The sequence below is a fragment of the Xanthomonas sp. LMG 12460 genome, assembly GCF_009192895.1.
GTDB lineage: Bacteria > Pseudomonadota > Gammaproteobacteria > Xanthomonadales > Xanthomonadaceae > Xanthomonas_A > Xanthomonas_A sontii.
Window position 1 is genome coordinate 26,097 of record NZ_NKUH01000022.1, and the last position, 24,276, is coordinate 50,372.

Sequence of the window (24,276 nt, forward strand, 5' to 3'; positions counted from 1 at the left end):
CGCGGAGTAATGACGATGGCACCGCAGCCGACTGCGCCGGGCATGCCGCACGCTGCCGCGCCGGCCGAGGCGGGGATCCGTCCCAGCCTGGCCGAGCTGGTGGCCCTGCGCGCCGCGGTCGCACGCATGCCGCCGCCGCGCCGAGGCCGCCATGGCCTCAGTGGCGCCGCCCCGTCGCCGATGCGCGGGCGCGGCATGGAGTACGCCGAGTCGCGCGAGTACGTGGCCGGCGACGACGTGCGGCACATCGACTGGCGGCTCACTGCGCGCAGCGGTCGCACCCACACCAAGTTGTTCCAGGCCGAGCGCGAACGGCTCAGTCTGATCGTCGCCGACACCGCGCCGTCGCTGTACTTCGGCACGCGCGTGCGCTTCAAGTCGGTGCAGGCGGCGCGTGCCGGGGCGGTGGCGGCGTGGGCGGCGCAGCGCCAGGGCGATCGCCTGGCCGCCTTGCGCGGTAGCCGCAGCGAAGCGCCGGTGCCGCCCGCCGCCGGGCCGCGCGGCGTGCTGCGCGTGCTCTATGCGCTGGCGCGCTGGTATGCGCAGCCGCCGCAGGACGATGCCGGCCTGAGCATGGCGCTGGATCACGCGGCCAAGCTGCTGCGCCCGGGATCGCGCCTGACCGTGCTGGCCGATCCGGCCAGTGCGCAGGCCGTGCCCGCCGCGCGCTGGGCCGGGCTGGCGCTGCACAACGAAGTGGAGTTGCTGCTGCTCGCCGATCCGCTGGAAGTGCATCCGCCACGCGCCGCCCTGCCGTTCTGGGCAAGCGGCCGCCGCGTGGAGGTGGATCTGCTGGCGAGCACCGCGCAACAGCGCTGGCGCGCGCAATTCGTGCAGCCGTTGGAAACCCTGGCGGCGGAACTGCCGGGCCGCGGCGTGCAGGTGCGGGTGTTGCTGAGCGACGCATCCAGCGAGTCGTGGTTGCTGCCGGTGCAACGGGGGGCGTCGGCATGAGCCCGCAGCAATTGCCCCTGCGCGATGTGCATCTGCCGCCGGCACCGGCCTGGTGGCCGCCCGCACCGGGCTGGTGGATGCTGGCGGCGGTGCTGCTGCTGACGCTCGGCGTGGCGCTGTTGGTATGGATGCGCCGGCGCCGGCGCGAGCAGCGCTGGCAGCGTCAGTTCGATGCGGCGACGCGTACGGGCGAACCGCCGGCGCAGGTGGCCGCGGTCTCGGAGCTGCTGCGGCGCGCGGCGCAACGCAGCGATCCGGCCGCCGCGGCGCTGCAGGGTGAAGACTGGTTGCGGTTCCTTGATGGCGGCGACAAACACCAGGCGTTCTCCGCCGGCCCCGGCCGCGTGTTGCTCGACGGTGGCTACCGCCCCAGCCTCGACCCGGCGCAGGTGCAGACATTGCTGCCGCTGGCGCGGCGCCGCTTCCTGGCGTTGATGGCGGCGCGGCGTGGAGGACGGCGATGAGCCTGGTGTCTTCGTCGTGGCAGAGCCTCAGCGACCTGCTGGCCGGCTTCGCCTGGCCGTGGATGTGGCTGGCGATGCCGCTGCCCCTGCTGGCCAATCTGTTGCTGCCGGCACGGCGCGGCAATGCGCCGGCCTTGCGCGTGCCCTATGGCGAGCGCCTGCAGGCCGTGGCCGCCGCGCCGGCACGCGGCGGGCTGTGGCGCGCCAGCGTGTGGCTGGCGTGGCTGGCCTGGTTCTGCCTGTGCGCAGCGGCGGCGCGGCCGCTGCAACTGGGCGAACCCATCGCGCCACCGCAGCAGGCGCGGCAGCTGATGCTGGCGGTGGATCTGTCCGGCAGCATGAGCGAGCCCGACATGACCCTGGGCGGGCGCGTGGTCGATCGTCTGACCGCGGCCAAGGCGGTGCTGGCCGACTTTCTCGATCGCCGCGATGGCGACCGCATCGGCCTGCTGGTGTTCGGCCAGCAGGCGTATGCGCTGACTCCGTTGACTGCGGATCTGGCCACGGTGCGCGACCAGTTGCGCGACAGCGTGGTCGGCCTGGCCGGGCGCGAGACCGCGCTGGGCGACGCGATCGCGCTGGCGGTCAAGCGCCTGCGCGAGCAGAAGCAGGGCGAGCGGGTGCTGATCGTGCTCACCGATGGCGTCAACACCGCCGGCGTGCTCGACCCGCTGAAGGCCGCCGAACTGGCCAAGGCCGAACACGTGCGTGTGTACACCATCGCCTTCGGTGGCGATGGCGGCATGTCCCTGTTCGGCCTGCCGATCCCCGGCAGCGGCGGCGACGACCAGGTCGACGAGGACACGCTGCGCAAGATCGCGCAGGACACCGGTGGGCGCTTCTTCCGCGCCCGTGATACCGCCGAGCTGGCGTCGATCTACGCCGAACTGGACCGGCTCGAGCCGGTGCGTTCGGCCGGTCCTGCGGTGCGGCCGCGGATCGAGCGCTACGCCTGGCCGCTGGCGGCGGCGCTGGCGCTGGCGTTGCTGTCCTTCATCTGGCCCTGGAGGCGGCAATGACCCGCGCGATGGAGTTCCTCCAGGCATTGCACCTGTTGCGCCCCGAATGGCTGTGGGCACTGCTGTTGCTGCCGTTGCTCGGCTGGAGCTGGTGGCGCCGGCGGCGGCGCCGCGACATCTGGCGGCGCACGGTGGACCCGCACCTGTTGCCGCATCTGCTCGCGCGTGGCGATGCCAAGGGCAGCGCTGGCCTGTTGCTGGGCGCGCTGGGCTATGCGCTGGCGGTGCTGGCGCTGGCCGGACCGAGCTGGAGTCAGGAACAGCAGCCGCTGTGGCAGGCGCGCACGCCGTTGGTGATCGCGCTGGACCTGTCCGCACAGATCGACGCGCGCGATCTGCCGCCGTCGCGGCTGCTGCAGGCGCGGGCCAAGCTGGCGCGGCTGCTGCACGAGCGCGCCGGCGGCGAAGTGGCCTTGCTCGCGTATGCCGGCGAGCCTTACACGGTGGCGCCGCTGACCGACGATGCGGCGAACGTGGGCCTGTTCCTCGACGCGCTGTCACCGCAGGTGATGCCGGTGGCGGGGCAGCGCACCGACCTGGCGATCGATTGGGCGGCGCAGTTGCTGCGCCAGGCCGGCTTCTCCCGCGGCGACATCCTGGTGCTCAGCGACCAGGCCGACGCGCAGGCGCAGCAGGCCGCGGCGCGCGCGGCCAGGCAGGGCTATCACGTGTCCGCGCTGGGGCTGGGCACGGCGCAGGGCGCCGCCTACCGCGATGACCAGGGCCGGCTGTCGCACACGCAATTGGATGCGGGTGCGCTGCGCGCGCTGGCGGAAGCGGGCGCGGGCCGCTATGCGGCGTTGACGCCAGACGATACGGATCTGCGCGCGCTGGGCGTGCTGCGGCCGCAGGAAGCGGACGCCACGGCGGCCGACGAAAGCCATGGCCGCGTGTGGCTCGATCAAGGCTATTGGTTGCTGCCGCCGCTGATGCTGCTGGCCTTGCTCGCGTTCCGCCGTCGCGGTGGCGCCGCGGTGCTGCTGCTGGTGTTGGCGCCGCTGGCGATGCCGCTACCGGTGCATGCGCAGGCTCAGGCGCCAGCGCCAGCACAGACGCCGACACTCGGTCCTGTCGCAGGCGGGTGGTGGGAACGTGCCGACCAGGTCCGCCAGCAACGGCTCGATGCAGGCGTGCAGGCCTACCGCAAGGGCGATTTCGCCGCCGCGCAACAGCAGTTCGAAGGCATCGACAGCGACGCCGGCTGGTACAACCTCGGCAATGCGCTGGCACGGCAGGGCCGTTACGACGAGGCGATCGACGCCTACGACAAGGCGCTGAAACTGCATCCGCAGATGGACGATGCGATCGCCAACCGCGCCGCGGTGGAGGCCGCGCGCAAGCGCCAGTCGTCGCAGGACTCCAAGTCCGGCCAGCAGGGCAAGGACGGCAAGCAGCAGAAGAGCGGGCAGTCGCAGAACGGCCAGCAACAGAACGGTCAACAGCAAAACGGTCAACAGCAGGCGGGTCAACAGCAGGCGGGTCAGCAGCAGGCGGGTCAGCAGCAGAACGGCGCCCAGCAGAACCCGCAGCAGAAGAACCAGCAGCAAAACGGCCAGCAGCGCGACGGCCAGCAGGGACGCGATGGCGCCAAGGACGCGCGGCAGGCGCCGCCGAAGCCGGGCGATGCACAGGCGCAACAGCAGGCCGATGCGGCGCAGCGCCAGCAGATGCAGCAGGCGATGGCACAGCAGGGTGGCGCCGACAAACAGGCCGCCGAGCGCGCCGCTGCCGCCGCGAACGAGACGCCGCAGCAACGCGAGCAGCGTCAGGCGGTCGAGGCGTGGCTGCGGCGGGTGCCGGACGATCCGGGCAATCTGCTGCGCGCCAAATTCAGGCTGGAACACGAACGCAGGCAGCGGGAACAAGAACCATGATCCACTTCAAGCGACTCGGCCAGGGGGCACGCGTCTGCGCGGTGCTGATGGTGTTGGCCGCGCTGCTGCTGGCGCTGCCGGCGGCTGCCGCCACGCGCGCGTGGCTGGATCGCGACAACGTCGGCGCTGGCGAGGGCGTGACCCTTAACATCGAGACCGACCAGGCGGCGGCCACGCCGGACTACGCGCCGCTGCGCGCGGATTTCGCGCTCAGCAACGAGGTCAAGAGCCGGCAGATGCAGATCGTCAACGGCGCGGTCTCGTCGAAGTCCTTGTTCGGGGTGATGCTGACGCCGCGCAGTACCGGCACGCTGGAGATTCCGTCGCTGCAGGTCGGCAACGAACGCACCGCGCCCTTGCGGCTGGAGGTGGCCGCGGCCAGCGCCGCGGTGCCGGCCACCGCCAATGCCGACGTGCCCGCGCAGGTGGGCAACGCCGACGTCTTCGTGCAGACCGTCGTCGACGACGCGCGGCCCTACGTGCAGCAGAGCGTGGGCGTGGTGGTGCGGCTTTATCTCGGTGTGCCGCTGAGCTCGGGCGAACTGGACCTGGACGCGCCGGCCGGCGCGTCGCTGCAGCGCGTCGGCGACGACATCCAGAACCGCCGTCAGATCGACGGGCGCATGTACACGGTGGTCGAGCGGCACTACCTGCTGGTGCCAGAGCGCAGCGGCTCGCTGCTGTTGCCGGGCGCGCGTTTCAGCGGCCGCGGCCCCACCGGCTTCTTCGACGACTACTTCGGCCGCGGCGGCGAACTCAATGCGCGCGGTACCGCGCAGACCCTGCAGGTGCGCGCGCAGCCGGCCAATGCGCCGCAGCCGTGGCTGCCGCTGCACGAACTGCGCCTGCGCTACACCGCCACGCCGCAGCGTGCCAAGGCCGGCGAGGCTGCCGACATCGTGGTCGAGGCCACGGCACGCGGCGCGACCCAGGCGCAGTTCCCCGAACTGCCCACGCCCAGTGTCGATGGCGCGCAGGTGTTCGCCGAGCCGCCGCAGGTGCAGGAACGCTTCGTCGACGGCGGGCCGCAGGTGACCGTCACCCGTCGCTACTCGATCGTGCCGCAGGCGGCGGGCCCATTGCTGGTGCGCGGCCTGCGCATGCCGTGGTGGGACGTGGGCGCTGGCGCTGCGCGCGAGGCCAGCCTGCCGGATCTGACCCTGCAGGTGCAGCCCGGACAAGGCGTGCCTGCGCCGGCCCCCGCCCCGGTCACCCCCGCGGCGCCGACGCTGAGCGCGGTTCCCGCCGACAATGCGGTGGCGCCGACGCATACCCTGCGGGGATGGCTCGCCTCGTCGCCGCTGTGGATGGCGCTGGCCGCGGGCTTTGCGGTGCTGTGGCTGGCGACCCTGGTCTGGGCCTGGCGCCGCTTGCGCCGTGCACGCGGCGTTGCAGTGCTGCCGGGCTCGGCAGCCAACGCTGCGCCGGGTGCGACATCGGCGCCCGCGACGGCGCGCGCCGCATTGCCGGAATTGCGCAAGGCCCTGGACAGCGGTGGTCTGGACGAGGTCGCGGCGATCCTGTGCGCGCAGGCCGGCGTCGCCGACCTGGATACGGTGGTGCAGCGTCTGGACGATCCGGCGCAGCGCGATGCGGTGCTGCGCATGCAGCATGCACGCTGGGGCGGTGGCGGCGATGTGACCGGGGCGCGCGCCGTGTTGCGCGCGGCGTTCGCGTCGGGACCGCGCTGGCGCGTCGCCACGCGTGGCGCGGCGGAAGACGATCTGCCGCCGTTGTACCCGACGCGCAAGGCTTGAGCGGGGGGCGTGCAGCCAGGCTCGATCTTGGATCGCGGGATCGTGACTCGCCAGTCTTGAGTAGCGCCATCCGACGTTGCAGGTGAGACGCGGCAAGCCGATGCGCGCATCGCGCAACCTGTGCCATCGGGTGATGGTCGATGTCTGCTCATGGTTTGTTAAGCTGAGCGCTCCTTTTCGCAAGGCGTACTCATGACCGACACCCCCGTGAAGGCCGAAACCGGCATGCCGTTGCACTGGAAAATGGCGATCGGCTTCGTCCTGGGGCTGGTGCTGGGGCTGGTGGTGCACATGAGCGTGGGCGGCGATGCGGCCTGGGTGCAGGCGCTGACCAAGTACCTGACCACGCCGTTCTCCAAGCTGTTCCTCAACCTGATCTTCATGCTGATCGTGCCGCTGCTGTTCTCGGCGCTGGTGATGGGCATTTCGGAGATGGGTGACATCCGCGCGCTCGGGCGCATCGGCTGGAAGACGCTGGGCTACACCGTGGTGCTGTCGGGTGTGGCGGTGCTGCTGGGTCTGGTGCTGGTGAACGTGCTCAAGCCGGGCATCGGCGTGGATCGCGAGCTGGCGCAGCAACTGCTGCAGCAGAACGTGGAGCGCACCGCGCAGATCGTCGACCAGAGCAAGCACCAGCCGCACGGCATGGACATGCTGCTGTCGATCGTGCCCGACAACGTGGTCGCTGCCGCGTCCAGCAATGGCGCGATCCTGTCGCTGATGTTCTTCGCGGTGATGTTCGGCGTGGGCATGGTGCTCAGCGAAGACGCCAAGGTGGCGACGCTGCGCCGCGGCATCGAGGGTGTATTCGAGATCTCGATGACCCTGATCGGGTTGGTGATCCGCCTGGCGCCGTATGCGGTGGCCTGCTTCATGTTCAACCTGGCGGCGCTGTTCGGCTTCGAGCTGTTGGTGCGGCTGGGCGCCTATGTGGGCGTGGTGGTGCTGGCGCTGGGCCTGCACATGGTGGTGAGCTACGGCGTGGCGGTGCGCCTGGCCGGGCGCTCGCCGTTGTGGTTCTTCCGCGCCACCCGCGAGGCGACGGTGATGGCGTTTTCCACTGCGTCCAGCAACGCCACCCTGCCGACCGCGCTGCGCGTGGCAGACCAGATGGGGCTGCCGCACAAGGTCTCGCGTTTCGTGCTGACCGTCGGCGCCACCGCCAACCAGAACGGCACCGCGCTGTTCGAGGGCGTGACGGTGATCTTCCTGGCGCAGTTCTTCGGCGTGGAGCTGAGCATCGCGCAGCAGTGCATGGTGATGCTGGTCTGTATTCTCGGCGGCATCGGCACCGCCGGCGTCCCGTCCGGCTCGCTGCCGGTGGTGGCGCTGATCTGCGCGATGGTCGGGGTGGACCCGGTCGGCATCGGCATGATCCTGGGCGTCAACCATTTCCTGGACATGTGCCGCACCGCACTGAACGTGACCGGCGACCTGGCCCTGACCACGATGGTAGCCAAGGGGGAGGATGGCGGGGATTCGGGAGTCGGGATTCGGGATTGATGAAGGCGGCAGCGTCGCGGCCTGACGGGCCAGGCGTTGGACCGGCTTCAGCCGCGATGGGTGTTTGCTGGCAATGGCCCGTCGCGGCTGAAGCCGCTCCTAAGTCATCTCGGGTGTCCAGCCGGTGACGCTACCAAGCCCCAATCCCCAATCCCCGCCTGTGGGACAATAGTGGGCCCGACGCCACGCGCCCGCTTCCGACAGATCCCTCATGACGACGCCTACCCGCCGCGAACTCGCCAACGCGATCCGTTTCCTTGCCGCCGATGCGGTCGAGGCCGCCAATTCCGGCCATCCCGGCATGCCGATGGGCATGGCGGACATCGCCGAAGTGCTGTGGAACGACTTCCTCAGCCACAACCCGAACAATCCGCACTGGTTCAACCGCGACCGCTTCGTGCTGTCCAATGGCCACGGTTCGATGCTGCAGTACGCGTTGCTGCACCTGTCCGGCTACGACCTGCCGATCGAGGAGCTCAAGCGCTTCCGCCAACTGCACAGCAAGACCGCCGGCCACCCGGAGCGCAGCGAGACCCCCGGGGTGGAGACCACCACCGGTCCGCTCGGCCAGGGCTTCGCCAACGCGGTCGGTTTCGCGCTGGCCGAAAAGCTGCTGGCGCAGCGCTACAACCGCCCCGAGCACCAGATCGTCGACCACCGTACCTGGGTGTTCATGGGCGACGGCTGCATGATGGAAGGCGTGTCCCACGAAGCCGCCTCGCTGGCCGGCACCTGGGGCCTGGGCAAGCTGGTGGCGTTCTGGGACAACAACCATATCTCCATCGACGGCAACACCGCCGGCTGGTTCAGCGACAACACCCCCGCCCGGTTCGAGGCCTACGGCTGGCATGTGATCCGCGATGTCGACGGCCAGGATGCCGATGCGGTCAAGGCCGCGATCGAGGCGGCGATCGCCGAGAGCGAGAAGCCGACCCTGATCTGCTGCCGCACCACCATCGGCTTCGGTGCGCCGACCAAGGCCGGCAAGGAATCCTCGCACGGCGCCGCGCTGGGCAAGGAAGAGTTGGAGGGCGCGCGCAAGGCGCTGAACTGGCCGTATGCGCCGTTCGAGATCCCGCAGGCGATCTACGACGGCTGGCGCGCCGGCGGTGCCGGTACGTTGCGCCAGGCCGAGTGGGAGCAGGCCTTCGACAAGTACGCCAAGCAGTACCCGGCCGAAGCCGCGGAACTGACCCGCCGCTCGCATGGCGAGCTGCCGGAAGACTTCCTCTCCCAGGCCGACGCCTACATCGCCAAGCAGGCCGCCGAAGGCCAGACCATCGCCTCGCGCAAGGCCTCGCAGATGGCGATCGAGGCGTTCGCGCCGCTGCTGCCGGAGCTGGTCGGCGGGTCGGCCGACCTGGCGCATTCCAACCTGACCCTGTGGAAGGCCAGCAAGTCGGTCGCCACGGATGATCCGAACGCCAACTACGTGTACTACGGCGTGCGCGAGTTCGGCATGACCGCCATCGCCAACGGCCTGGCGCTGCACGGCGGCTTCATTCCGTTCGACGCCACCTTCCTGGTGTTCAGCGACTACGCGCGCAACGGCGTGCGCATGAGCGCGCTGATCCCGGCGCATGCGATCCACGTCTACACCCACGACTCGATCGGCCTGGGTGAGGACGGCCCGACCCACCAGCCGGTGGAGCATCTGGCGTCGCTGCGCTACATTCCCAACAACGACGTGTGGCGCCCCTGCGACACGGTGGAGTCGGCGGTGAGCTGGAAGGCCGCGATCACCCGCAAGGACGGCCCGAGCTGCCTGGTGTTCAGCCGCCAGAATCTGCCGTTCCAGGCTCGCACTGAGGCGCAGATCAAGCTGATCGAGCGCGGCGGTTACGTGCTGGCCGATGCCGAGGGCGGCACGCCCGACGTGATCCTGATCGGCACCGGTTCGGAGGTGGGCCTGGCGGTGGAAGCCAAGCAGGCGCTGGATGCCGCGGGCCTGAAGACCCGCGTGGTGTCGATGCCGTGCACCGACGTGTTCGATCGCCAGGACGCCGCCTACCGCGAGTCGGTGCTGCCGTCGGCGGTGCGCAAGCGCGTGGCGGTGGAAGCCGGGGTCACCGCGTTCTGGCGCGCCTACGTGGGCCTGGACGGCGCCGTGGTCGGCATCGACAGCTTCGGCGCCTCGGCGCCGGCGAACGTGCTGTACAAACACTTCCAGATCACCGCCGAACACGTGGTGGCGGCGGCGAAGGCGCTGTAAGCCGAGAGCCGCGATGGTGACGAAAAAGGCCGGCGCATGCCGGCCTTTTTCTTGCCTGTGCGGGTGTGTCGGATGAGGAAAGGGACGCTTCTACGACCACGCAATCGGCGCGATGCGTGTCGGCGATGCGGTCAACCGCGCTTGCGCGGCTTGCTGCGCGGCGTCGCAGGCTTGCCGGCGGCGCTGCCGGATTTCTGCGGCGTCGCCAGTGCGCCCGCCTCCTGCAGTTGCTGCAACCAGGACAGCGCGTCGACGTAGGACAGGAAGTGCTGCAGGTAGCCGGGCGAGAGCGTGCGCATCAGCGCCAATGCGCGATGCACCAGCACGCCGGAGTTGAGCGGGCCGGCGTCGGCGGGGGCCGGTTGCAGCGACTGCCGCAATTGGCTGCGGCTGCGCAGTTCTGTCCACAGCCGGCGCGCGTCTTCGACCGCGGGCAGTTGCGGTGCGGTAAGTCGCGCCGCTGCGGTCGCTGCGGTGGGCAAGGGCGATGGTGCGGGGAGTTCTGTGTCGATGGCATCGGTCGCCGTGGGGGCTTCGTCGTTGGCCTCCAGGTTGGCGCCGTGGTCGTTGCCGGCGCGGATCGCAACCGCCGCGGCGCGGAACTGCGCCAGCAAGGCGCCGAGCGGGCCGGGTTGCATCGCTCGCACTGCGGCCTCGGCATCGCCAGCGCTTTGCGGCGCCGCGTCCAGTGCCGCGGCGTACGCGTCGAGCAACGCGGACAGTTTCTGCTCCAGCAGTTCCCGCGCCTTGCCCTGCTGCGCCTCGGTGCGGCGCGCCAGCGCTTCGAGGAAGCGGAAGCGCAGCGGGTCCAGCCGCTCGGCATGCTCAGCACGCCAGGCGGCGAGGCGATCGGCGGCGGCGATCCGATCAGGGCGCATGCGGTGTCGCTGTGCTCTTGCGCATGCGCGGCAGCGGCGCCATCTCCACGCGGCGGTTGCTGGCGCGTCCGGCCTCGTCCACGTTCGGCGCCACCGGCTGCTGCGCGCCGAAGGCGGCGGCGAAGACTGCATCGGCCGGTACGCCGGCCTCGATCAGCGCGCGGGTCACGGTCAACGCGCGCTCGGCCGACAGTTCCCAGTTGTCGGCGAACTGGCGATTGCTCTCGCGCACCTGGCGATCGTCGGTGAAGCCGCTGACCATCAGGATCTCGTCGCGCGCCTTGAGGTAGCCGGCCAGCGGCGCGGCCAGGCTCTTCAGCAGGTCGCGGCCCTCCGGCTGCAACTGGTCGGAGTTCAGTGCGAACAGCACGTTGCCGCGGATGCCGATGCGGCCGTCGACCAGGGTCACCCGGCCGGCCGCCAGCGGCGCGGCCAGCGCCTGTTCCAGGGTCTTGCGCTGCTGCGCTTCACGCTGGCGCTGGCGCATTTCCGCATCCAGCTTGTTCGACAGCTGCAACTGCACGCCGATCACCCCGATCAGGATCAGCACGAAGGCGCCGAGCAGCACCGACATCAGGTCGCCGAACACCGCCCAGACCGGTGCGCCGTTGTCGGCCTCGAGTTCCAGCTCGTCGCTCATGCCGCGTCGGCCTGGTCGGGCGCCTGGCGCGCGGCGAGCTGACGCAATTCCTCGGTGATCTGCTGCTGCGAGAGCATGCTCAGGTCGATCACCTCACGCGCCTGCGCCACGTAGTAGGCCAGTTGCTCGTCGCTGCGCGCCAGCGACTTGTCCAGCGCCTGCTCGATGCCCTGCAGGCGTTCCAGCAGGGCCATGTTGGATTCGCCGAAGGCCTGCACCGCGCCGGAGAACGCGTCGCCCAGGCTGACCACCTCGGTGACGCCGGCGACGACCTGCGCGGCAGCGTCGTCGAGCTTGCCGGTCTGGGCGTCGATCTGCTCGGTGAAGCGGCTGCCGACGCGCTCCAGCAGGTCGGCCGACGTCGCGACCAGGGCGTCCACCGCGCTGCGCTGTTCGGTGGACGCGTGGTTGACCGCTTCCAGCAAGGTCTGCAGCGTGGCCAGCAGGCGGTTGCGCTCGTCGAGCATGGCGGTGTCGCGGACCATGCTGTCGGAGAGTTTCTGGCGCAGTTCCGCGACCACGTCGGCCGCGGCCTTCGGCGCTTCCGAGGCGACCTGCACCAGCCGCTCGATCTCGGCGATGGTGTCGCGCGCCTGTGCCTGGCCCTGCTCGGACATCGCCGCCGCGGTTTCCTGCAGGGTGCTGCAGATCTCCTGCTGGCGCTGTGCGATGCGCTCGCCATGGTGCTCCCACTGTCCGCCGAGGGTCGCGGCCATGCTGGCGAAGCTGTCGGTCCAGGCACGCAGGCGCGCCTGGTCGCGCGCTTCCAGTGCCTCCTGCAGGTCGGCATGGGCCTGCTGCAGCGTCTCGGCGAGGGCGGCGGCGCGCTGTTCCAGGCTGGCCGCGGCGGTGTCCAACGCCTGCGCGTTGCGCGTGGCCAGGGCCTCGTTGACCTCGCGTTGCTGCGCCAGCGCCGCGCTCCACGCCTGTTGCACGGCCTCGACGGTGGCGTCCAGGCGGGTCGCCACGGTCTCCAGCGCCTGCGTCGTGTGCGTGGCGAGGGTGTCGTTGATCGCGCGCTGCTGTGCCAGCGCAGCGTCCCAGCCCTGCTGTGCGGCTTCGGCGGTGGCGTCCAGCCGCGTCGCCACGGTGTCCAGTGCCTGCGCGTTGCGTGCGACCAGGGCCGCGTTGGCCTCGCGCTGCTGTTCCAGTGCCGTGCTCCAGGCTTGCTGGGCAGCTTCGGCGGTGGCATCCAGGCGGCTGGCCACTGCGTCCAGTGCCTGTGCCTGGCGCGCGGCGAGGCCGTCGTTCGCTTCGCGTTGCTGCGCCATCGCCTCGGTCCAAGCCTGCCTGGCGTCGTCGCTGGCGGCTTGCAGGCGTGCCGCTGTCGCTTCGACCAGCGTGGTGGCACGTTGCTCCAGACCGTCGCCGGCGCGTTGCAGCGCGCCGCCCAGTTCCTGCAGCAGCGCGCCATTGACGCGTTGCTGCTCGGCCAGCGCGCTGTCCCAGCGCTGCGTGGCCTGTTCGGCGGCCTGGGCGAAGCCATTGGCCAGGCCGTCCAGCTGCTGCTGCACCGCCTGGCCGACGCTGTCCTGCAGCGCGGCGGTCTCGCGTGCCACGCCGTCGAGCGTGCGTTGCACCACCGGTTCCAGCGCGTCGCCGAACGCCCGCGCGTGCGCGGCCACGCCGGCCTGCAGGGCGTGTTCGACCGCGCCGGCCAGGCGCGTGTAGGCGGCCTCGGTGCGGCTGTGGAAGGCGTCCTGGCTGCTGGCCAGGCGTTCGCCGCTGACCGCGCTGTGCTGTTCCAGCGCCGCCATCATCGTCTGCATGCGCTCGATCAGGCCGGGCATCAGCGTGGCCTGGGTCTGCAGCAGCTTGAAGGCCTCGTTGCGCTGGTAGGCCAGCGAATGCGTGCGCAGCGCGGTCGCGGCGTGCAGGTCCAGGTGCTGCACCGCCTGCAGGCGCTCGCGCCGGCACAGCGCGGCGAGCAGGCCGAGCATCGCCGAGGCGGCGACGCCGGCGATGGAGGTGCCGAAGGCGAAGCCCAGGCCCTTCAGCGGCGCCGCCAGCGAGGCGCGGATGGCATTCAGATCGGTGGCGCTGTCCAGTGCCAGGCCGGTGCCGCGCAGGGTGGCCATCATGCCCAGGAAGGTGCCGAGCATGCCCAGCAGCACCAGCAGGCCGACCAGGTACGGGGTCAGCGCCGGCACCGGCAGGGCCGCGCGCTCGCCTTCGATGCGCAGGCGCACCGCGTTGCGCAGGCTCAGGTGCAGCCGTTGTAGCCAGCCGCCCAGGTCGTCGCGCGCGGACTCGGCCTCGCTCAACGCGGTCTGCAACGTCGCCGTGGCCTGACGGTAGCGGTACAACTCGGCGATGCCGGCCAGATAGCAGAGGCCGATCAGCGCGGCGAAGCTGGCGCCCAGCGGGTTGGAGCCGAGATAGCCGACGCCGATCCAGCAGACCACGGCGAGGCCGGCAAGGAACAGGACGGAATGGAGCAGGGTCTTGGGCATGAGGGTCGAATCAACGGCTGCGAAGCGCGGCGAGCAGCGCTTCGATGGGATGGAAACGGACGTCCAGCTCGGCGCGCAACACGCTGTGCAGGTCCTGGCGGAACAGGTCCAGCCAGGCCGTGTCGGCAGGCGCCGGCGGAACGTCGGTGAGGGATGGATCGGGGGCGGGCGCGGCGGCCGCGCGCAGGCGCTGGAAATGCGCTTCCAGCAGGTTGGGCACCGTCGCCAGCAGGGTCTGCTCGCGCGGGCTCAGGGTCAGTTCCATCACCGCATCGACCTCGGCCAGCCGCGCCATCTCCGGCGAGAGCGGGACCAGGGCATCGCGCAGCAGGCCGCGCAGGCGCCCGGTCGCGGTCAGCATCGCGCGCTGCAGCGCCTGGTAGCGCTGGCGGAACGGCGCGTAGTCGATCGGTGCGTCGGGGTCGTGCTGGCGCTTGCCCACGGGCTTGCCGGTTTCCTTGGCGATGTCCAGGGCGATGCTCTCTTCCAGTGCAGCGCGCACGCGGCCGCATTCGGCCTCCAGGGCCGACGGTTCCGGCGCCCCGGGGGCATCTTCGGCAGGCTCGGGCAGTTTGCCGTCCAGCGCCCGTGACACTGCCACCGCGCGGTTCCAGTCGATCCATTGGCCGAGCCGGTCGGCCAGCGCGGGGCTGGACGCGGGCATCGGCGCATCGCTCAGGCGCGCCAGCAGGCGAATGAAGGCCGGGCCCGGGACGGGCGCCCGTGGAGGGGCTTTCGCCATGTGAGTGGTCAAAAACCCGCAATTTTACACGCGAATGACATCGGCTGCCCGGAGGCGGCCGATGCCGCACCGCAAGGGGACGCCAGCGACCTCAGCGCGCCTGGCGTTCGGTGCGAATGCGTTGCCTCATTTGCACTGCGGCTTGTTCATCTTGATGTCTTTCAGATCGGCAGCGGTATACAGCGCCGCGGGGCGGCTCGGGTCGTTCTGCATGTTCTGGTAGAGATTGGCCAGTGCCTGCAGATGGCCGTTTTCGCCGCTGCCGAAGCTCTGCTGCGCCGATGCCCCGGCGCCATACAGCCCATTGCACAACAGGGCTTTCCTGAAGATCTTCAGCACTTCCACGCGCGCATAGTAGGTCTGCAGGCGCTGTGCGGCGTCTTGCGGCTGGTGATTGATCTTCGCGTAGTTGCTGTTGCAACGCGGGCCGAGGTCCGTCGGATAGGCAGCGGCGATGCCTGCGCAACTGGCAACGGTGGCGGGCGGAGCGGCCACGCTGCAAAGGGCAGGAGGGTCGACAGCACGAGCAGAAGAACGCGGGGCGATGGGCGCATGTTCATCGAAGGATCCTTGGGCGCAATGGGATGGGTGATCGGCTTGCGCCCCATGCAGGCATGATCGGCGCGCAGTCACTGTCGCTGCGCGCCGGCGTGTGCGGGATCGGGAAATGTCCGTAGATGCCCAGGCCTTCAGCCCGAGGAAGCGCGATGCAGCTGCGGAGGATTGCCGCATCTCTCGATGCTTCGGCGCCAGGAGTGGTCTCTGAGGGCGGGGCGCGGCGCTGGTGCGTCCTGCCCAATGCCTTGCGTGCGGTCTGCACGCAAGGCACCCGCCGCAGCGGCGGAGGCAGGGCAGCGTCAGTAGGTGTAGCTCAGCGTGAGCATGTACACGCGCCCGGTTTCCACGTAGGCACCATCGGCACCGGGGTCGTAGGCCATGTAGCGGGTGGACTTGCCCTGGGTCTCGTAGAACGTGGCCGAATTCAGCAGGTTCTTGGCGGCGACGCCGACGTCGATGCCGTGCGGCAGGTGGTAGGTGGCGGTGAAGTCCAGCGACTTGACCGGCTGCAGGTAGTAGTTGAGCCGGTCGCTGGTCAGGCCGAGCAGTTGCAGGCCGGTGTAGTTGTAGCTCAGGTCGGCGCGCAGGCGGCTGTCGTCGTAGAACAGGTCCAGGTTGTAGATGCGCTCGGGCGCACGCGGCAGCCAGGTCTTTTCGGGCTGGTCGGTGCGCTTGCTGTCGGCGGAACTGTGCTGCAGGGTCAGGTTGGCGGCAACGCCGAAGTTGCTCCAGAACCCCGGCAGGCCCTGCAGGCGCTTGCTGCCGGCCAGTTCCACGCCGTACAGCGTCGCGGTGCCGCCGTTCTGCGGCATGGTCACCGGCACGCCGTCCTCGAAGGTGGTACCGGTCGGGACCAGGCCGCCCAGCGTGTTGTCGTTGCTGGTCGCCGACTGCGAGGTGTAGATGAAGCCGGTGATGCGCTTGTAGTAGGTCGAGGCGCTGAGCACGCCGCCATTGCGGTCGTAGAACTCCGCGGACAGGTCGGCATTGTCGGCCTTGCTGGGCTGCAGGTCGGGGTTGGGTTTGGAGATGCCGATGACCTTCTGGGTGGGGTCGACCGTGTACACGGTCTCGCCGGAGATCAGCCCGAACGCCGGGCGGCTGAAGCTGCGCCGCAGCGAGGCGCGGTAGACGGTCAGCTCGTCCGGGCGGTAGTTGAGGCTGATGCCCGGCAACACTTCGCCATAGCTGCGGCCGCTGCCGACGAAACGGCCGTTGATGCCGTCGCCGTTCGATTGCCACGCGTCGGCGGAATAACGGGTCAGTTCGTAGCGCACGCCGGGCAGGAGGGTCACCGCGCCGACATGCAGCGTGGCCATCGCGTAGCCGGCGTAGATCGCCTCGGTGCTGGAGGTGGTGTTGGCGTTGTAGTCGTTGGCGGTGTAGATGCCTGCGCCATTGGGATCGTTGACGTACTTGTACGGCACCGCATGCGTGCGCACCCAGTCGCGGTCGAGGATCTTGAACGGGCCGGCGTAGTGGCCGTCGAAGGCGGCGTAGGTGAGGCGGCCGGGCAGGGCGCTCAGCGGCGGGCCGCCGGCGTTGGGGAACACGTAGTTGGTGCCGCCGAAGTAGGGGCCGTTGTAGACGAAATTGCCGTCCTTGTGGAAGAACGGATGATCGTAGGAGCCGCGGTCGGCGTGGTCGAGCGACAGGCCGGTCTTGACCTCGTCGAGCACGTCGCCGTCCACGCGGTAGCTGATGTCGGCATGCGCGCTGGCGCGGTTGTCGTGGCTGCCGGCATCGTGGCCCTGGGTCTTCCAGAACAGCGCCGAATCCAGGCTGTAGAAGAAATTCTTCAGGGCCGGCGAGCTCGGGCCGATGCTCGGATAGGTCGGGTCGCTCAGGTCGAACGCGAAGCTGCCCGGGGTGAAACCGTACAGGCTTGCGGCGACGTAGTCCGGGCGGCTGCGCGTGCCGCGTCCGAAGGAACTGCCGTAATCGAAGCGCAGGCGGTCCAGCGTGGTCTGCCCGCCCAACTGCAGCGTGGCCAGGGTTTCCTTGATGTCGTGGGTGTTGAAGTAGCCGCCGCGCACCGCGGTCGGCTGGTTGTTGACGGTTTCCAGGCGTGCGCTGGATTGGTCCTGCTGGCCGATGACGTTGTAGCTGCCGTAGATGGCGCGCGCGAAGAGGGTGGTGTGCTCGCCCTGCCAGTCGAAGGCGAGGTTGCCGCCGTAGCGCTCGATCTGGCTGGTGTAGACGCTGTACTTGTAGCGGGCGCTGAGCAGCGGGCCGACATCGCGCAGATCCACTGCCTTGGCCTGCGCCGGATCCGCCGGGAAGTACGCGCTGTTGGGCGCCGGCGCCTGCGCCATGTTGTTGTTCTTGCCGTAGTAGGCCGAGGCATAGACGCCGAATGCGTGGTCGTCGCCGAACTTCCAGGCCAGCTCCTGTTGCAGCGTGCCGCCGGTGTGCTTGCCGCCAAGGTCGGAAGCGAGCGCGTTGAACTGGCCTTGCGTGGTGGTCTTGCCGTAGAAGTCGCCGTCGAAGTCGAACGCGCTGGGCGTGCGCATGTCGATCGCGCCGCCGATCGCGTCGCCCGGCAGGTCCGGGGTCGGCGACTTGGAGACCTTGACCGACTGGATACCGAACGGCGCGAGCATGTTCAGCGAGATCGCACGCGTGGACGAATCGGTCTCGGGCATGCCGAAGCCGTTGAGGCGGTAGCTGTTGTAGCTGGCATCCAGGCCGCGGATGCTGACGTAGGCGTTCTCGCCGGTGGTGGCCTGGCCCAGATGCATGTCGCTGTAGGCGGACAGCCCGGGCAGGTGCGCGACCACGTCGGCGATGCCGGCCGAGGGAATCGCGTCGATCTGCTGCTTGCTCATCACGCTGTTGACGCCGTTGGACAGGCGCTGTTCGTCCAATGAGCCCGGCACGGTGGCCTGCGTGGCCTGCACGTTGACCGAGTCCAGGGTGGTGGTGCGTGCGCTGGCGTCATCGGCGTCGCTGGCGCGGGCGGTTGGCGAGAGCGCAAGCGCGAGGGCGATGGCACAGCACAGGGGGCAGGGGCGATGGAACGGGAGCATGGGGGTGGCTCGTTGGGGGGAAACAGCGGTTGCGATCCGAAGTCCGGACACGCCGATGCCGGCGCGCGGATCGCCCAGGCCTTCCATTGCGTACGTGTGGGGCGTGGCCGCGACGTCGCGCGGCCAATGGCGTTCAGTGGCGCAGGTCGACGCCGTGGCAGTCGGCCTGCGGACGCTGCGGATTGCAGCGGGCGACGGCGTCGCCGGGGAAGCGCACCACGTAGCCGGAGGCGGCAGGCTCGTGATCGGGAAAGTCGGTGCTGAGCAGTTGCGCGCCGCTGGCGAGCATGGCGTCGCGTCGCGCAGTGTCGTTGCGCAGGGCTTCCTTGAGGTCCGCGTCGGTGCGGGTGCGCACCAGGTAGCCGGCCTTCACCAGCGTCGCGATCTCGTCGGCGCTGCCGTCGTTGCGTTCGACGAAGGCGGCGTCGTCTGTGCCGGGATCGGCATTGGTGAAGCACACGCGGCCGCGCAAGGACGGATGGCCGGCCAGGTAGGCCGGGCCGATCGAACGCTGGTCGAGCAGGAACACCACCTTGCCGCGCGCCGCGGAGAGCGCAGGCCAGCCCTGCGCGAGCACGGCGGCGTTGAGCGTGGCCGCGCTGCCGCGTACCTGGTCGGGGCTGATGTAGTCGTTCGCGGCGAACACCGAGCGCAGTTCGGCGTCCAGCGCGTCCAGCGCCTTGCCGTCGAACGGCTCCGGCTGCACCGTGGGAAAGGCCGCCGGCACGGTGGATTGCTTGGTTTCCAGCAGGATGAAGATCGGCAGATGCCCGGGGTGCCGTTGCGACCACGCCCGGACCTCTCGCAGGCAGGCCAGCAGCGGCTGGCAGGTGCTGCGCTGGTCGAGGTCCTGGATGTGCATGACCTTGAAGCCCGGCCGCTGCATCACGCCCGGCGCGGCGGTCGGCGGAGCCGACGGCAGCCCGGCCTTGGCGAGCTGGTCGATCATCGCTGGGTGCGCGTAGCGTCCGCCCTTGGCGTCGGCGTAGATGTCCAGTTCGATCTGGCGCACGCCGTCGTCCAGTTGCTGCGTCAATGGCGGATGCCGGTAGTCCAGCACCGCGAACGTCGCTGGATCCAGGCGTTTCCACAGCGCCGCTTCGCTGGGCGCGAAGCCGGCGTGGTAGCTGTTGTGGCTGCCGATGTACTGCAGGTCGCTAAGCCTGGGTGCGGCGCACAGCGCAGATGGCAACAGCGCCAACACCGCCAGCAGGGCGCGCAGCGCAGCTGGCGCGTTGCGGAGTTTCGACGACATCGGGACAGAACGTTGGGGGAGCATCGTGGCCACGCTTGGTAACGATATCTCGACAGCATCCCGAGTGGAGTTGACGCGGGTGTTGCCAAATCGTGTCATGGTCCGCGCTGTGCCACGATCGTGTGCGGTGTCCTATGCACGCATGACCGTCGTCACGTTGTCGCGGCTGGTTTGGACAAGCACCGCCGGCGATGCGCTTTTGCCGCAACTCAGTGCGAAGTGTTGTCGTTATTGCGAGAGCGGCTCAGCCGCGACGGGTGTTTCCGATCGCGCGCGTTGCGGCTGTTGGCCCAGGGCACGTCGAGCCGCTTCTACACGTAAACCCTGCGTCGCCGGGTGGCTCCCTGCCATTGCTGTGCGTGCGTCATTGCGGCGTGCGCGTGCGCTGCAGGGCGAATGCCAGCAACGTCGCGTCCAGCCGTTCGCCGAGGCTGCGCGGCGCGTCCAGCCCCATGCGCTGCATGCAGGCGGCATCCGCCGCGGGACGCGCCAGCACCGCGCTGGCCACCGTCTTCAGCTTGGCGCCGGTGCTGGCAGTGTGCTGCTGCAGCCAGGACAGGGCGCGCAGCAGGCGCTGCTCGACCTCGGTGAAATCGCTGCCCAGCGGATAGTCCGGCAGGGTGCCGTCGCGGCGGAACGGCGCCAGCGCGTCGCGCACGCGCGCAGCCTGATTGCGTTGCCAGTGCGTGGATGCTGCGAAGTCGGCGGCCAGCTTGCCGTTGGCCTTCGCCGTCTCCAGCAAGGCGGGTTGAGCCTGCACGTCGGTGATCCCGACCATCGCCGCGATGCAGTCCTCGTCGGTCAGACCGCGCAGGTCGGCGATGCCGTACTCGTTGACGTAGAGGTCGCGCAGGTGCCGCGGGATGGTGGTGTGGCCGTAGTTCCAGCGCACGTTCGACTGCGTTGCGCCGGCATCGCTGCGGACGGCGCGGAACATCAGCACGCTGCGCGCGTCGTCCAGCGCGTGCGCCATGGACACGAAGTTGTACTGGCCGCCGACGCCGGACACCACGCGGCCATCGTCCAATGCATCGGACACCGCCGCGCCGAGCGCGGTGGCCATCATGCACGAGTTGAAGAAGCGCGCCTCGCGCCGCTGTACCCGGCGCAATACCTCGTCGCCGTAGAGCTGGTTGATCTCGCTGATGCGGCGCATGCCGATCGCCGCGCGCGCCTGCGGGTCCATGTCGCGCAGCCAGGCGTAGAACTCCGGCGAACCCAGGTAGAACGCGCCTTGCAGGTATTCGCCCTCGCGCTCCAGGCGCTGCAGGTCCTGCGCATCGGCAGTGCCGTCGGCCACGCGCTGCAGCAGCGGCGCGTCGTCGAGCACCTTGCGCCGGATCACCCCACACTGGACCAGTTGCCGGAAACCTTCGTTGAGCATCTCGCTGCAGCCGAACAGGCCGACCGCGAATGGCTCCAGGCCGCCGCATTCGCGTACCGCCGGATGCCGCTCCAGTTCCGGATCCAGCGCCGCCAGCACCTGCCGGTAGCGCGCGTTGTCGGTATGCCGCAGCACCAGCGCGTGACACAGCGCATCGGCCAGGGTACCGATGCCGATCTGCAGGGTGCCGCCGTCGCGCACCAGCGTGCTGGCGTACAGGCCGATGGCGTAATCGGCGTCGGCGACCGGCTGCCGCGGCAGCCCGAACAGGCGCGGATACGGCCCCGGCGGCGTCACCACCACGTCGAAGAAGCTCGGCTCCACCGCCGCGCAGCCGCCGATCCACGGCAACTGCGGATCGACTTCGGCCACCAGCAGCGGCCGCGGCAGGCCGCGCCGCTGCACCGCGGCCAGGGTGTCCTGGGTGATGTCGTTGTTGCACGAGAACGACAGCCGGGTACCGTCGGGTTCGCGCGCCACCTTCTGCACGATCAGGTTCGGCGCACGCTGCGCCACCGCATCGGCGGCATGCGTGTAGTTGAGGCTGGTGTAGCTGCGCTGGGCCTGGGTCGAGCGCAGCAGTGCGCCGGACTGCATGTAGAACTCTTCGACCTGGATGTGCGGCGGCAGCGCATCGCGCTGCATCGCCTGCACGTAGCGCAGGCGCGGGAAATCCTCGCCGAAATGGCGCTGCACGAACGGCCGCGCGAAACGGCCCTGCAGCCCGCCGCCGGGCGCCGGCGGATTGAGCGAGAGTGCGGTGTAGATCTGCAACGGCCGCGTCGGATCGTGTTCGATGCGCTCGTACAGCGCGTTGAGCAGGCGATGCGGCTTGCCCAGGCCCAGCGGCGCGCCCACGCGCAGCGGGCTGGCGATGCGCTGCAGGATCAGGTCGGCAGCGGCGTCGAGGTCGTCGAGGTGATCGGTCATCGGCATAGCTTAGAGGGTGTGCCGGCGATTGCGTGGATCGTGGTGCGAGCGATACGCGCGGTGCCGCGGCGTACGCGATTGGCGGCGACGACCTCCGGGCGTGGTGGCATGCCGATCGCCAGGACATCCGACGCTGCGCAAAAAACGCTTGACATGCGTTTTGTTTACGCGCGTAATCATTGAAAATTTACGGGCGTAAACGCAATGTCGATCAGCGATGCGGAAGCCGTGGTCATGGAGGTGCTGTGGGAGCGGCACCCGCTCAGCGCCGAGGAGGTGTTCGCCGCCTTGTCCGGGCATGGCGGCTGGGCCGAACCCACGGTCAAGACCCTGCTCAACCGCTTGCTCAACAAGGGCGCGATCCGCGCCGACAAACAAGGCCGCCGCTATCTGTACACGCCCCTGCTGCAGCGCGCGCAGTGGGTGCAGCAACAGAGCGAAGGCCTGCTCGACCGCCTGTTCGGCGGCCGTATCGCGCCGTTGGTGGCGCACTTCAGCGAACGCGGCAAGCTCAGCGATGCCGATATCGCCGAACTCAAACGACTGATCCAGGAGCTGGACGATGAGCATTGACGGGATCGTGAGGGACCTTGGGAGTACCGCGCTGGTCGTCAGCGTGGCCATCGCGGCGGTGCTGGCATTGCGCGTGCCGATGCGGCGCGCGTTCGGCGCCGGCATCGCCTACGCGCTATGGATCGCGGTGCCATTGGCGCTGCTGGCGGCACTGTTGCCCAGCGGCTGGCGTCCAGCGTTGCCGGCGGGCTTGGCGCTGGACATGCCGGCGGTGCTGGTCGGCGTGACACGGGCGCAGATGTCGGTAGGCGACGGCGTGTCGGCGAGCGGGCAGGCGAAGGTCTGGTTGCTGTCGTTGTGGCTGGCGGGTGCGGTGGCCTCGGCGGCCGTATTGTGGCGGCAGCAGCGCCGCTACCGGCGCAGCCTGGGTCGCTTGCAGCCTGGCGAGGATGGCGTGCTGGTCGCCGAGCATGCGCTGCATGGGCCGCTGGTGCTGGGTGCGTGGCGGCCGCAAGTGGTGGTGCCGATGGACTTCGCCGCGCGCTATCCGCCGCCGCAGGCGCAACTGGTGCTGGCGCACGAACGCATGCATATCGCCCGCGGCGACACCCGCAGCAACCTGCTGCTCGCCGTGCTGCGCTGCGTGTACTGGTTCAATCCGCTGCTGCAATGGGCCGCCACGCGTTTCCGCCTGGATCAGGAACTGGCCTGCGATGCCGCGGTGCTGGTTCGCCATCCCGGCACGCGCCGGCACTACGCCGAAGCGATGCTGCAGACCCAGTTGGACGCGCTGGCCTTGCCGGTGGGCTGCCATTGGCAGGCGGGCAGCATCCTGTGCCAGCGCATTGCCTTGCTGCAGCGCCCGGCGGTGCGTGGCTGGCGGCGTCGTCTGGGCCTCGCGGCGGTGACGCTGGCCGCGTTGAGCGGGAGTGCGATGGTCTTGGCGCTGCCAACCGCTGCGCCGGTCGGCGGGATGGCGCGCGACTTGGTGGCGAGCGAGATGGAGAGTGCGCCGGCGCCCGCGCCGCAGCGCGGATCTGCCAACGCGCGGGCGACGCGGCCGGCCAAGATGATCGACCTGACCCCGCCGAAGTATCCAGAGGAGGCAGTGCGTGCTGGCATCTCAGGGAAGGTGATGCTGCTGGTCGAACTTGACGCACACGGGAGGCCGAGCGATGTGCGCGTGCTCGACCATGGCAGCGGTAGTGCGGTATTGGATGCGGCGGCGGTGTCCGCCGCCTGGAAGTGGCGATTCTCTCCGGCGACCGAACACGGTCGGCCGGTGCCCAGCCGCATGAAGATCCCGGTGGCGTTCGACGTGGAAATGGACCCCGTGGCGGCACCGGCGGGCGTCGCCGAGGCTGCGGACTACCGTTGGTACCGCCTGGACGAGGGTGCCGGCGATGCAGTGGCGAACCTGTGCGACAAAACGTTCGCGGGTACCAGCGGCGCCGCGCCGCTGTGCGGCATGGCGCGGACCGTGCGATGAGTGCGCACTTGCGGACCGGCATGCTGCTGGCGCTGGTCCTTTCCGGCTGCGCCAGCCACGTGCCGAAAGAGGCGCCGCAACCGACCCAGCGCATCGACTCGGTGGATCAGCGCATGTTGGAAACAGGATTCGGCGCGGCGCCCGGTGCGGCGGCGGTGCAGTCGTATCGGATGCAGCCGCAGGAAGTGTTCCGCATGCCGCAACCGCTGCAGGCGCCGACGCCGCAGTTGCCGGCCGAGTCGCCGCGCCACACGCTGGCCCCGACCACGGTCTGCGTGCGGGTGATCCTGTCCGCGCAAGGCATGGTGGAGCGCAGCGCCCTGTTGAACGATCGCCCGGACTGCAGCGCGGGCGCGCAGCCGGAGATGGCCGATCTGCTGCAGGCGGTGCAGGACGCGGTCGCGCAGTGGCGCTTCGTGCCGGCGGCGATCTGCACCTATGCCGATCCGGCGCAGCGGCCGGTGCAGGACGGGCGCTGCGACGATGCGCAGTCGGTGCAGGAAGTGCCGGTGACGCTGGCCTATGCGTTCACCTTCGAGGTCCGACAGGGCAAGGCCAGCGTGCAGTCGGGGCGCGTCGGCGGCGCGCGCTGAGCGCCGCGATCGCCGCGTGCGGTCTGCCT

18 protein-coding genes are annotated in these 24,276 nt (G+C 69.9%); 10 read left to right on the top strand and 8 right to left on the bottom strand.

The window, feature by feature from the left end; genetic code table 11:
* Positions 1-15 precede the first annotated feature (15 nt).
* From CEK66_RS04905 to tkt, 7 genes are all read left to right on the top strand, one after another.
* Positions 16-954, top strand: a complete 939-nt coding sequence (locus tag CEK66_RS04905; protein ID WP_152236127.1) for a DUF58 domain-containing protein — start codon at positions 16-18, stop codon at positions 952-954.
* Entirely contained in the window at positions 951-1,418 is a 468-nt protein-coding gene (locus CEK66_RS04910) for a DUF4381 family protein (RefSeq protein WP_152236128.1), read from the top strand. Before CEK66_RS04905 ends, CEK66_RS04910 begins: the two co-directional genes overlap by 4 nt.
* Entirely contained in the window at positions 1,415-2,437 is a 1,023-nt protein-coding gene (locus CEK66_RS04915) for a VWA domain-containing protein (protein WP_148829531.1), read from the top strand. Before CEK66_RS04910 ends, CEK66_RS04915 begins: the two co-directional genes overlap by 4 nt.
* A complete protein-coding gene (locus CEK66_RS04920; RefSeq protein ID WP_152236129.1) occupies positions 2,434-4,311 on the top strand; it encodes a tetratricopeptide repeat protein in 1,878 nt (625 codons plus the stop codon). The genes CEK66_RS04915 and CEK66_RS04920 overlap by 4 nt, the downstream gene beginning before the upstream one ends.
* 47 nt (positions 4,312-4,358) lie before the next feature.
* Positions 4,359-6,068 (top strand): BatD family protein, encoded by a 1,710-nt coding sequence (locus CEK66_RS04925; protein WP_193312579.1) that lies wholly within the window; start codon positions 4,359-4,361, stop codon positions 6,066-6,068.
* Positions 6,069-6,260: 192 nt separating this feature from the next.
* Positions 6,261-7,571, top strand: coding sequence for a dicarboxylate/amino acid:cation symporter (locus CEK66_RS04930; RefSeq protein ID WP_152236131.1), 1,311 nt, complete (start codon positions 6,261-6,263; stop codon positions 7,569-7,571).
* 211 nt (positions 7,572-7,782) lie between these two features.
* A complete protein-coding gene (gene tkt / locus CEK66_RS04935; RefSeq protein ID WP_152236132.1) occupies positions 7,783-9,783 on the top strand; it encodes a transketolase in 2,001 nt (666 codons plus the stop codon).
* A gap of 131 nt (positions 9,784-9,914) precedes the next feature.
* Here the strand turns inward: tkt and CEK66_RS04940 are convergent, their stop codons facing one another.
* The 8 genes from CEK66_RS04940 to CEK66_RS04975 form a co-directional block, all read right to left on the bottom strand.
* Positions 9,915-10,661, bottom strand: coding sequence for a DUF2894 domain-containing protein (locus CEK66_RS04940; protein WP_152236133.1), 747 nt, complete (start codon positions 10,659-10,661; stop codon positions 9,915-9,917).
* Positions 10,651-11,301 (bottom strand): OmpA family protein, encoded by a 651-nt coding sequence (locus CEK66_RS04945; RefSeq protein ID WP_152236134.1) that lies wholly within the window; start codon positions 11,299-11,301, stop codon positions 10,651-10,653. The genes CEK66_RS04940 and CEK66_RS04945 overlap by 11 nt, the downstream gene beginning before the upstream one ends.
* On the bottom strand, positions 11,298-13,754 hold the full coding sequence (locus CEK66_RS04950) for a DUF802 domain-containing protein (RefSeq protein WP_152236135.1): 2,457 nt from the start codon (positions 13,752-13,754) through the stop codon (positions 11,298-11,300). Before CEK66_RS04950 ends, CEK66_RS04945 begins: the two co-directional genes overlap by 4 nt.
* 10 nt (positions 13,755-13,764) lie before the next feature.
* Entirely contained in the window at positions 13,765-14,496 is a 732-nt protein-coding gene (locus CEK66_RS04955; protein ID WP_152236136.1) for a DUF3348 domain-containing protein, read from the bottom strand.
* A 126-nt stretch (positions 14,497-14,622) separates the two neighbouring features.
* Complete coding sequence (locus CEK66_RS04960) at positions 14,623-14,991, bottom strand: hypothetical protein (protein WP_226978495.1); 369 nt, start codon at positions 14,989-14,991, stop codon at positions 14,623-14,625.
* A 362-nt stretch (positions 14,992-15,353) separates the two neighbouring features.
* Positions 15,354-18,083 (bottom strand): TonB-dependent receptor, encoded by a 2,730-nt coding sequence (locus CEK66_RS04965; protein WP_152236137.1) that lies wholly within the window; start codon positions 18,081-18,083, stop codon positions 15,354-15,356.
* A 133-nt stretch (positions 18,084-18,216) separates the two neighbouring features.
* Positions 18,217-19,338 (bottom strand): phosphatidylinositol-specific phospholipase C1-like protein, encoded by a 1,122-nt coding sequence (locus CEK66_RS04970; protein ID WP_152236138.1) that lies wholly within the window; start codon positions 19,336-19,338, stop codon positions 18,217-18,219.
* Between the two features lie 364 nt (positions 19,339-19,702).
* Positions 19,703-21,658, bottom strand: coding sequence for an acetyl-CoA hydrolase/transferase C-terminal domain-containing protein (locus CEK66_RS04975; RefSeq protein ID WP_152236139.1), 1,956 nt, complete (start codon positions 21,656-21,658; stop codon positions 19,703-19,705).
* A 198-nt stretch (positions 21,659-21,856) separates the two neighbouring features.
* Between CEK66_RS04975 and CEK66_RS04980 the strand changes: the two genes are divergently transcribed.
* The 3 genes from CEK66_RS04980 to CEK66_RS04990 are packed head-to-tail and all read left to right on the top strand — an operon-like array spanning position 21,857 to position 24,247.
* On the top strand, positions 21,857-22,225 hold the full coding sequence (locus CEK66_RS04980; RefSeq protein WP_010340889.1) for a BlaI/MecI/CopY family transcriptional regulator: 369 nt from the start codon (positions 21,857-21,859) through the stop codon (positions 22,223-22,225).
* The gene (locus CEK66_RS04985; RefSeq protein ID WP_152236140.1) at positions 22,215-23,654 is read left to right on the top strand and encodes a TonB family protein; all 1,440 of its coding nucleotides are present in this window, start codon (positions 22,215-22,217) and stop codon (positions 23,652-23,654) included. Before CEK66_RS04980 ends, CEK66_RS04985 begins: the two co-directional genes overlap by 11 nt.
* Complete coding sequence (locus tag CEK66_RS04990) at positions 23,651-24,247, top strand: hypothetical protein (protein WP_152236141.1); 597 nt, start codon at positions 23,651-23,653, stop codon at positions 24,245-24,247. The genes CEK66_RS04985 and CEK66_RS04990 overlap by 4 nt, the downstream gene beginning before the upstream one ends.
* Positions 24,248-24,276: the final 29 nt, after the last annotated feature.